An 8,596-nucleotide genomic window follows, 5' to 3' on the forward strand; every position below is an offset into this window, starting at 1 on the left:
GGCCCGCCCAGCGCGGCACCGGCCGGCGCGGCGGCACCGCGTCGAGGCGGCGGGCCAGTCCGGCGCCGTAGGCGGCGCCGACCAGCAGCGGCAACAAGGTCAGGAGTCCGTGTACGCCCCGGCCGGCGAGCAGCGCCACGACGCCGAAGCCGGACAGGTGCGGACGGTCGACGGTGGGCCCGCGCAGCCGCAGCCGGACCAGTTCGACGGCCACCGCGAAGATCACCGGCGCGACGAGCATGAACCAGCGGGACCGGCTCAGCCACCCGGCGGCCAGCCCGACGGCGAGGCTCACCGCCACGGAGGCGAGTGCCGCGCCCACAGTGCCGGGCCCGCGCGGCGTCCACCAGCCGACGACAGCGCCCCAGAGCAACGGCAGCGTCGACGCGAGGAGCATCCGGGTGCGCATGACGTCTCCCTCCGCCGAGATCGTCAACCCTAGCCAGAACGGCAACTCTTCGCTGCCCCGTCATCACGTGCGGTACAGGCCGGGTGCCGGCTGTGGTGAGTGGTGCCGGAGAGTTCAGTCGGCCGGACGCTGCGCGAGCAGGAACGCCTGGGGCTGCCGCTCCCGGCCGACCGGCGCGCGGACCATCGTCGCCGACACCACGAACCCGGCCGTCGTGAGTTGTGCGGCCAGCCGATCCGGGGACAGCCAGTAGACGTCGAGGGCGACCGAGTGGCCGTATGCCTGTTCCCGTCGGTCGCGCCGGTCGCCGGCCTTCACCGCGAGCAACAGGTGACCACCCGGAGCGAGAACCCGGTGGAAACCGGCGAACACCTCGGACAGCAGCTCCGGTGGCAGGTGGATGATCGAGTACCAGGAGACCAGCCCGGCCAGCGACGCGTCGGGCGCGGTCAGCTCGATGAGCGAGCCGACCTCGAAGCGCAGGTCCGGGTACGCGCGGCGGGCCACCGCCACCATGCCGGGCGACAGATCGACGCCGCTGATGTCGAGGCCGAGCCGGTGCAGGTGGGCGGTGACGCGGCCGGTGCCGCAGCCCGCCTCCAGCACGGACCGGCCCGGCCCGACCGTCTCGGCGAACGCGGCCAGCAGGGCCCGGTCCAGCGGCGGCTCGACCACGTCGGGCAGCAGCCGCGCGTAGTCCTCGGCGACGGCGTCGTACGCCGCACGGGTCTCGGAGAGCCACCGCGGTTCGGTCACCCCGCGACCCTAGTAGCCGGCCGGACCGCCGCCCGCCCTCGCTCCGTCGATCATGAGGTTAACGGGGGCGAGGTCGGCGTGTCGCCCCGTCAACCTCATGATCGACGGGGCGGAGGGCGGGGTTGGCGCGGCGCTGCTACGGTCGCCCGGCGCTCAGCCCAGCGCCTCGGCGAACCTCGGTGACCGCAGCGGCTCCAAGGAGTGCGCGGTCGATCTGACCAGCGGCACCTCCATGCGCGGCGACCTGGTCGTCACCGTGGCCGTCGATACCGATGGCAGGTACGACGCGAAGTGGCGGCGGGACCGGTGCGACCGCATCGCCGCCGAACCGAGCGACGCCGGACCGGGCGACACCTCCTGTACGGCGGTACGCCCGTGGGACGGCGGGGAGACCCGGTTCGACGGCTGGGCCTGGCGAGGTGACCACTACGAGGTACGCGTGGCGTACCAGGTGGTCAAGCCCCAGACGTTGCCGGCCGGCGCGGAGGCCGACCTGCGCGGCGTGCTCGCCTCGGCGGTCGACTCGCTGCCGGACTGAGCCGGGCCGGGCGGTCCGGCGGTCTTCACGGCCGCGCCGGGCCGAGCCAGGTGAGCGCCTGCCCGTGACCCCGGGTCCAGGCCAGCGGGCGGCCGTCCAGGGCCAGCACGTTGTGGAACCCATCGGCAGAGGGCTCTGGCAGATCGGCGTGCGGCAGAACTGACGGGTCCTCGTTGGCGATCCAGTGGCCGGGCAAGGTCCGCACCAGCGCGGTGAAGGCGTTCCGGCGCTGCGGCGGCACCTGGTAGAGCACCGAACTGTGGAACACCACGAGCGTCGCCCCGGCCGGGGCCCGCGCCGCCAGCGCCGGCAGGTCGTCGACCAGGTCACCGCGTACCAGCAGGGGCGGATCGGCCGCCGCGACAGCCGCCGCGGCGCGCAACCGTTCCCGGCGGTGCCGGTGTTCCGGCCAGATCAGCGCGTCCAGCCAGGCCACGTCGGCCGGGTCGGTGACGTCGAGCGGGTTCACGTCCAGCCCGGCCCGCCACACCACCTCCGGACGACGCCGCGGCGGATCGGTGCCGGTCAGGTCACAGTCGAGCACCGGCTCGCCCTCGCCGATCTGCCGGTCGCCGTAGCGGTAGGCGTACCGGTCCGGGTAGAGGCACAGCCCGGCGGACGCGCCCACCTCCAGCAACGCCAGCGGCTGCGGCAGGGCGGCGAGCACCGGCAGCAGCACCGCGCAGCGCCCCGCCTCGTTCGTCTGCGTCGCCCGCACCCGCATCTGCGCCGCGACGTCCGGCCAGTGCGCGATCACGTACTCGCGGAACGCCGCCGGGTCGTCCACCGGCCCGCCGCGCAGCCGCACCACCCCGAACAGCAGGTTCGGCTGACGCTTGGCCGGTGGCAGCGTGTCGAGCAGGGCGAGCAGCTCCGGGTCACCGGCCACCGCCTGCGACAACCGCTCGTACGCCGGGGACACGCCGCGCGTCTCACGCTCGGCGAAGACCCGATAGATGTCGGTCGTGCTCATCCCCCGAGCATTCCAGCTCGCGTACGCGGCGAGGTATGACCGCCGGCACCGCCCGCCGCGTGCGCGGCGAAAATCGCTGTCCGTCTTTCGAAGAACACTGATAGACAGCCCGGGTGCACACGAATCTCACCTTCGCCGATCACCTGCGGCTGATCGACGACCGGTCGACCGCTTTCCACGCCGCGGTCGCCGCGGCGCCCAGCCTCGACGCGCCGGTGCCGAGTTGTCCGGAGTGGACGCTGTTCGATCTCGTACAGCACCTGGGCATGGGCCGCCGCAGGTCGGCCGCCATCGTCGCCGCAGGGCCGGCCGACGGTCCCCCGGACAAGTCCGTGTGGGACGACGGCACGGGTGCGCCTCAGGAACGCCAGGCTCTCCTGGCCTGGTGGCGCGAGTCCGTCGAGCGGCTGACGAGCGCACTGCGCGAGGCCGGCCCGGACCGCCGGTGTTGGACGTGGTGGGGTGATTCGCAGTCACCGGAAACCTCCGGTGCGTGGGCTCGGCGCCAGGTCGCCGAGATCGCGGTGCACACCCACGACGCTCAGCTCGCCGTGGGGAGCCCGGAGCCGCTGCCGGACGAGGTCGCCCTCGACGCTTTCGACGACTGCCAGTTCACCCTCTGCTCGACGGATGTCGCCTGGCCGCACGAACCCGCCGTCGTCGAATACCACGCCACCGAGGGCCGCTCGTGGCGCCTTCGGCTGTCCGGCGACGGCGCACAGGCCAGCCGGCTCGGCGAGCCGGCCGCCGGTGAGGACCCGGACCGGGACACGGCCGACGTCTCCGCCCGGGGCACTGCCAGTGACCTGGTCCTGTTCTTCTACGGCCGCATAACGCCGGATTCCCCGAAGCTGGAGCTGGACGGCGACCGCCGCATCTTCGACCAGCTCATCGCCTGGGACCCGTCCGTCTGACGATCGACGACACCTCGTCCCTGCCGCAGCGACCGCCCGGCCCCTGGAGGACCGGGCGGTCGCTGTCGCAGCAGATGCGACTTCGCTCGATGTCAGCTGCAGCCGCTGGTGGAGCCGCAGCCCTCGCAGACGTAGCAGCTACCGGCGGGCCGCATCTTCGTGCCGCAGGTGAAGCAGAGCGGCGCGTCGGCGGCCTTGCCGATCACGGCCTCCAGCAGTTCGGTGCTGGAACCCACAGACGGCGCGGGCTTGACGGCCGCGGCGTCGGCCATCTCCTGCGCCGGCTGCGCGATCGGGCCGGTCTTCGGCTCGGGCGCCTCGACCGGGGCGGAGGAGGCCATCGCGGTGAGGTCCGCACCGCTCGCCTCCGCCTCCGCCTCGGCCGCGAGCTGGGCGGCCCGCTCCTTGGCGGTGAAGATGCCCAGCTCGGCGCGGCGGTCGTACGGCAGGAAGTCCAGCGCCAGGCGACGGAAGATGTAGTCCATCACCGAGGCGGCCATGCGCACGTCCGGGTCGTCGGTCATGCCGGCCGGCTCGAAGCGCATGTTCGTGAACTTGCTGACGTACGTCTCCAGCGGGACGCCGTACTGGAGACCGATGGAGATGGCCACCGAGAAGGCGTCCATCACGCCGGCCAGGGTCGAGCCCTGCTTCGACATCTTGAGGAAGACCTCGCCGAGGCCGTCGTCCGGGTAGGACGAGGCGGTGAGGTAGCCCTCCGCGCCGCCGACCGAGAACGAGATGGTCTCCGACGGGCGCTTCTTCGGCAGCCGCTTGCGCACCGGGCGGTACTCGACGACCTTCTCCACGACCTTCTCCGGCGTGGCCGGGGCCTGGGCCTCGACGGCGCCCTTGCCCGGCTTGGCAGCCGACAGCGGCTGGCCGACCTTGCAGTTGTCGCGGTAGATCGCCAGCGCCTTGAGGCCGAGCTTCCAGCCCTCGAAGTAGATCTTCTCGACGTCCTCGACGGTGGCCTGCTCCGGCATGTTGACCGTCTTGGAGATGGCGCCGGAGATGAACGGCTGAACGGCCGCCATCATCCGCACGTGACCCATCGGCGCGATCGAGCGCTCGCCCATGGCGCAGTCGAAGACCGGGTAGTGCTCCGGCTTGAGGCCCGGGGCGTCCACCACGTGGCCGTGGTCGGCGATGTGCTCGACGATCGCCTCGACCTGCTCCTCGGGGTAGCCGAGGCTGCGCAGGGCGCGCGGCACGGTCTGGTTGACGATCTGCATCGAGCCGCCGCCGACCAGCTTCTTGAACTTCACCAGTGCCAGGTCCGGCTCGACACCCGTGGTGTCGCAGTCCATCATCAGGCCGATGGTGCCGGTCGGGGCGAGCACGCTGGCCTGCGAGTTGCGCCAGCCGAACTTGTCACCGAGCTTGTTGCCGAGCGTCCACTGCTTGGTGGCCTCGCGCTGCACGGCGGTGGCCACGGTGCCGGTCGCCTTGATCGCGTCGTTGGCGGCGGCGTGCTTGCGCATGACCCGCTTGTGCGGCTCGGCGTTGCGGGCGTAGCCGTCGTACGGGCCGACGATGCCGGCCAGCTCGGCGGAACGGCGGTAGGCGGTGCCGGTCATCAGCGAGGTGATTGCGGCGGACACCTCCCGGCCCTGCTCCGAGTCGTACGGCAGGCCGGAGGCCATCAGCAGCGCGCCCAGGTTGGCGTACCCGATGCCGAGCTGCCGGTAGGCGCGGGTGGTCTCACCGATCTTCTCGGTCGGGAAGTCGGCGAAGCAGATCGAGATGTCCATCGCGGTGATGACGAACTCGACCGACTTGACGAACTTCTCCACCTCGAAGCCGCCGTCGGCGCGGAGGAACTTCATCAGGTTCAGCGAGGCCAGGTTGCACGAGGAGTTGTCCAGGTGCAGGTACTCCGAGCACGGGTTCGACGCGGTGATCCGCCCGGTCTCCGGGCAGGTGTGCCAGTCGTTGATGGTGTCGTCGTACTGCAGGCCCGGGTCGGCGCACTCCCACGCGGCCTGGGAGATGGTGTGGAACAGCTTCTTGGCGTCGATCGTCTCGATGGTCTGCCCGTCGAGCCGGCCGCGCAGGTCGAAGCCGCCGCCGTTCTCCACCGCGGTCATGAACTCGTCGGAGACGCGGACCGAGTTGTTGGCGTTCTGGTACTGCACGCTGACGATGTCGGCGCCGCCCAGGTCCATGTCGAACCCGGCGTCACGCAGCGCGCGGATCTTGTCCTCCTCGCGCGCCTTGGTCGCCACGAACTCCTCGATGTCCGGGTGGTCCACGTCGAGGATGACCATCTTCGCCGCGCGCCGGGTGGCGCCACCGGACTTGATGGTGCCGGCGGAGGCGTCCGCGCCGCGCATGAAGCTGACCGGGCCGGAGGCGGTACCGCCGGAGGAGAGCAGCTCCTTCGAGGAACGGATCCGGGAGAGGTTGACCCCGGCGCCGGAGCCGCCCTGGAAGATCCGCCCCTCCTCCTTGTACCAGTCGAGGATGGAGTCCATCGAGTCGTCGACGGAGAGGATGAAGCAGGCGCTTACCTGCTGCGGCGACGGCGTGCCGACGTTGAACCACACCGGCGAGTTGAAGCTGAACACCTGGTGCAGCAGCATCCAGGTCAGCTCGTGCGCGAACACCTCGGCGTCGGCCGGGGTGGCGAAGTAGCCGTACTCCTCACCGGCGGTGCGGTAGGTCTCGACCACCCGGTCGATCAGCTGCCGCAGCGACCACTCCCGCTCCGGGGTCCCCACCGCGCCCCGGAAGTACTTGGTGGTCACGATGTTCGCCGCGTTCACCGACCAGGACTCGGGGAACTCCACCCCGCGCTGCTCGAAGTTGATCGAGCCGTCCCGCCAGTTCGTCATGACGACGTCGCGGCGCTCCCAGGCGACCTCGTCGTAGGGATGCACCCCCTCGGTCGTCCAGACGCGCTCGATCTTCAGCCCCGCCCCGGCCTTGTTCCGTGACTTGCTGGTCGTCACGCCCTCGCCCCCCTCGTCGGCACGGTCACCCACCGCGCCTCGTGTACCTGTCAGAAACCCGAAAATGTCAGCTGATCGCGCCGGCGGCGTCCGCCGCACCGGCACCGGCGCCCTCCCGGGCGCGCGCGGCGGCCCGCAGCGTCTCGATCTCGCGCTCGAAGTCGGCGAGCGAGTCGAAGGACCGGTAGACGCTGGCGAACCGCATGTAGGCCACCTCGTCGAGGTCACGCAACGGGCCGAGGATGGCCAGGCCCACCTCGTGGCTGGGGATCTCGGCCGCCCCCTTGGCCCGTACGGTCTCCTCGACCTTCTGTGCCAGCAGCGCGATCGAGTCGTCGTCGACCGGGCGCCCCTGGCACGCCTTGCGCACCCCACCGATGATCTTCGTACGGCTGAACGGCTCGGTCACCCCGCTGCGCTTGACCACCGCGAGCACCGCCTCCTCGACGGTGGTGAACCGCTTGCCGCACTCCGGGCACGACCGTCGCCGCCGGATGAGCTGGCCGTCGTCGGCCTCCCGCGAGTCGACCACCCGGGAGTCGGCGTGCCGGCAGTACGGACACCGCATTCGCCCGACCTCCTCAGTCGATCGCGGGCACACCTACCGGCTCCCGGGCACGCGTCGGCACGGCGGGGCCATCGTCTGATGACCGTCGCCGAGTGCGCGGTGCGGGAGTGCGTTCGGTAGTTGAACCCAACCTGTAGGCAACTTACGCCCGTGTGACTACTACATCTAGGGGTCGACCGTATGCCGAACCCCAAGCGAGGTCAAGTTGACGGGCGTGTCCGGCGAGTCGTCAGGATCACGCCCGGCGCGACGCCGCCGAGGAGCCCAACGGACGGCCTCCCGTGCTAGTCACGGGCAGCCGGGATAGAACATCCGTTCGAGCGGCGTACCCTTCTATCAGAACACCAGTTCGGAAATCCAGGAATTCGGCGCGACACGCCGACAGCACGTCGTACAGATGTTTGAAAATGGCCGATCTCACCTATACGGTCAGACCACACGCACCACGAGCCGACGAGGCACCCCAGCGCCGACCAGGGAGGGACGGACGTGACCGAGGACCGGGCCAGCCGGCAGAAGAACCCGCAGCCGAACGACGGGGCGGGTCCTCCGGCGACCCGTCGCCCCCGCACCGCCCGCAGCCGCACCGCCCCCGCCGCGGTGCGTCCGGTCACCCCGGTGGTGAGCAGCTTCCCCGACCCCGCGACGGTCGACCTGACCGCCCGGCAGCGGCGGATCCTGGAGTTCATCCGTAACTGGGTCGAGCGCCACGGCTACCCGCCGAGCGTGCGCGAGATCGGCGAGGCGGTCGGGCTGGTGTCCCCGTCCAGCGTCGCCTACCAGCTCAAGGAGCTGGAGAAGAAGGGCTTCCTGCGCCGTGACCCGAACCGTCCGCGCGCCGTCGACGTCCGCGCGCCGGGCGAGGCGGACGACGAGGCGGCCCGCGCGCAGCGGCCCGCCCCGGCGTACGTGCCGATGCTGGGCCGCATCGCCGCCGGTGGGCCGATCCTGGCCGAGCAGGCGGTGGAGGACATCTTCCCCCTCCCCCGCGAGCTGGTCGGTGAGGGCGAGGTCTTCATGCTCCAGGTCAAGGGCGACTCGATGCTCGACGCGGCGATCTGCGACGGCGACTGGGTGGTCGTCCGGCAGCAGCCGAACGCCGAGGTCGGCGACATCGTGGCCGCCATGCTCGACGGTGAGGCGACGGTGAAGACCTACCGGCGGCGGGACGGGCACGTCTGGCTGATGCCGCAGAACCCGGCCTTCGACCCGATCCCCGGCGACGACGCCACCATCATGGGCCGCGTGGTGGCGGTCCTGCGCCGCATCTGACGACGGCAGACGAGAAGGGGTGACCGGTCGCCGGTCACCCCTTCGTCGTGTCGTCTCAGTAGCGGTCGCCGCGGTACTCCCGGCCGCCGCCGGACACCGGGCCGTACCGACCCTGATCGTCGTAACCGTCGCGGCGCCCGCCACGCGGTTCCTGGCCGCGGCGCGGCGGCTCGGCCCGGCCGCCCTCCGCCCGCGGCCCGCTGCCGTTCGGC

Annotated in this window: 7 protein-coding genes and 1 pseudogene; 3 read left to right on the forward strand and 5 right to left on the reverse strand. The window is 71.5% G+C overall.

The features are described from left to right. Together AC2CHG_RS27815 and AC2CHG_RS27820 are read right to left on the reverse strand one after the other, a co-directional pair. Window positions 1-409: pseudogene (locus AC2CHG_RS27815) on the reverse strand (alpha/beta hydrolase); the annotation flags it as partial. A 114-nt stretch (window positions 410-523) separates the two neighbouring features. Further along, window positions 524-1,165 carry a class I SAM-dependent DNA methyltransferase gene (locus AC2CHG_RS27820; RefSeq protein ID WP_355507086.1) on the reverse strand — a complete coding sequence of 214 codons (642 nt, stop codon included), beginning with the start codon at window positions 1,163-1,165 and terminating at the stop codon, window positions 524-526. 97 nt (window positions 1,166-1,262) lie between these two features. Here AC2CHG_RS27820 and AC2CHG_RS27825 point away from each other — a divergent pair, with 97 nt between their 5' ends. Continuing rightward, complete coding sequence (locus AC2CHG_RS27825) at window positions 1,263-1,703, forward strand: hypothetical protein (RefSeq protein ID WP_355507084.1); 441 nt, start codon at window positions 1,263-1,265, stop codon at window positions 1,701-1,703. Window positions 1,704-1,728: 25 nt separating this feature from the next. Here AC2CHG_RS27825 and AC2CHG_RS27830 read toward each other — a convergent pair whose 3' ends face one another. Further along, complete coding sequence (locus AC2CHG_RS27830; protein WP_355507082.1) at window positions 1,729-2,676, reverse strand: DUF2332 domain-containing protein; 948 nt, start codon at window positions 2,674-2,676, stop codon at window positions 1,729-1,731. 113 nt (window positions 2,677-2,789) lie between these two features. On the opposite strand from AC2CHG_RS27830, the gene AC2CHG_RS27835 reads away from it, so the two are divergent. Beyond that, window positions 2,790-3,590 carry a maleylpyruvate isomerase N-terminal domain-containing protein gene (locus tag AC2CHG_RS27835; RefSeq protein ID WP_262013569.1) on the forward strand — a complete coding sequence of 267 codons (801 nt, stop codon included), beginning with the start codon at window positions 2,790-2,792 and terminating at the stop codon, window positions 3,588-3,590. A 92-nt stretch (window positions 3,591-3,682) separates the two neighbouring features. On the opposite strand, the gene AC2CHG_RS27840 is transcribed toward AC2CHG_RS27835, so the two are convergent. Together AC2CHG_RS27840 and nrdR are read right to left on the reverse strand one after the other, a co-directional pair. Then, complete coding sequence (locus AC2CHG_RS27840; RefSeq protein ID WP_262013570.1) at window positions 3,683-6,577, reverse strand: vitamin B12-dependent ribonucleotide reductase; 2,895 nt, start codon at window positions 6,575-6,577, stop codon at window positions 3,683-3,685. Window positions 6,578-6,611: 34 nt separating this feature from the next. Further along, on the reverse strand, window positions 6,612-7,112 hold the full coding sequence (gene nrdR, locus AC2CHG_RS27845; protein ID WP_013284751.1) for a transcriptional regulator NrdR: 501 nt from the start codon (window positions 7,110-7,112) through the stop codon (window positions 6,612-6,614). A 489-nt stretch (window positions 7,113-7,601) separates the two neighbouring features. Here nrdR and lexA point away from each other — a divergent pair, with 489 nt between their 5' ends. After that, window positions 7,602-8,384 (forward strand): transcriptional repressor LexA, encoded by a 783-nt coding sequence (gene lexA, locus AC2CHG_RS27850; RefSeq protein WP_013284750.1) that lies wholly within the window; start codon window positions 7,602-7,604, stop codon window positions 8,382-8,384. Window positions 8,385-8,596: the final 212 nt, after the last annotated feature.

Source organism: Micromonospora sp. ATLC20, from assembly GCF_057196585.1.

Bases quoted from the DNA above. Each gene is read 5' to 3' on its own strand.
- AC2CHG_RS27825 (WP_355507084.1), top strand. From the start codon at position 1,263: ATGATCGACGGGGCGGAGGGCGGGGTTGGCGCGGCGCTGCTACGGTCG.
- AC2CHG_RS27830 (WP_355507082.1), bottom strand. From the start codon at position 2,676: ATGAGCACGACCGACATCTATCGGGTCTTCGCCGAGCGTGAGACGCGC.
- nrdR (WP_013284751.1), bottom strand. From the start codon at position 7,112: ATGCGGTGTCCGTACTGCCGGCACGCCGACTCCCGGGTGGTCGACTCG.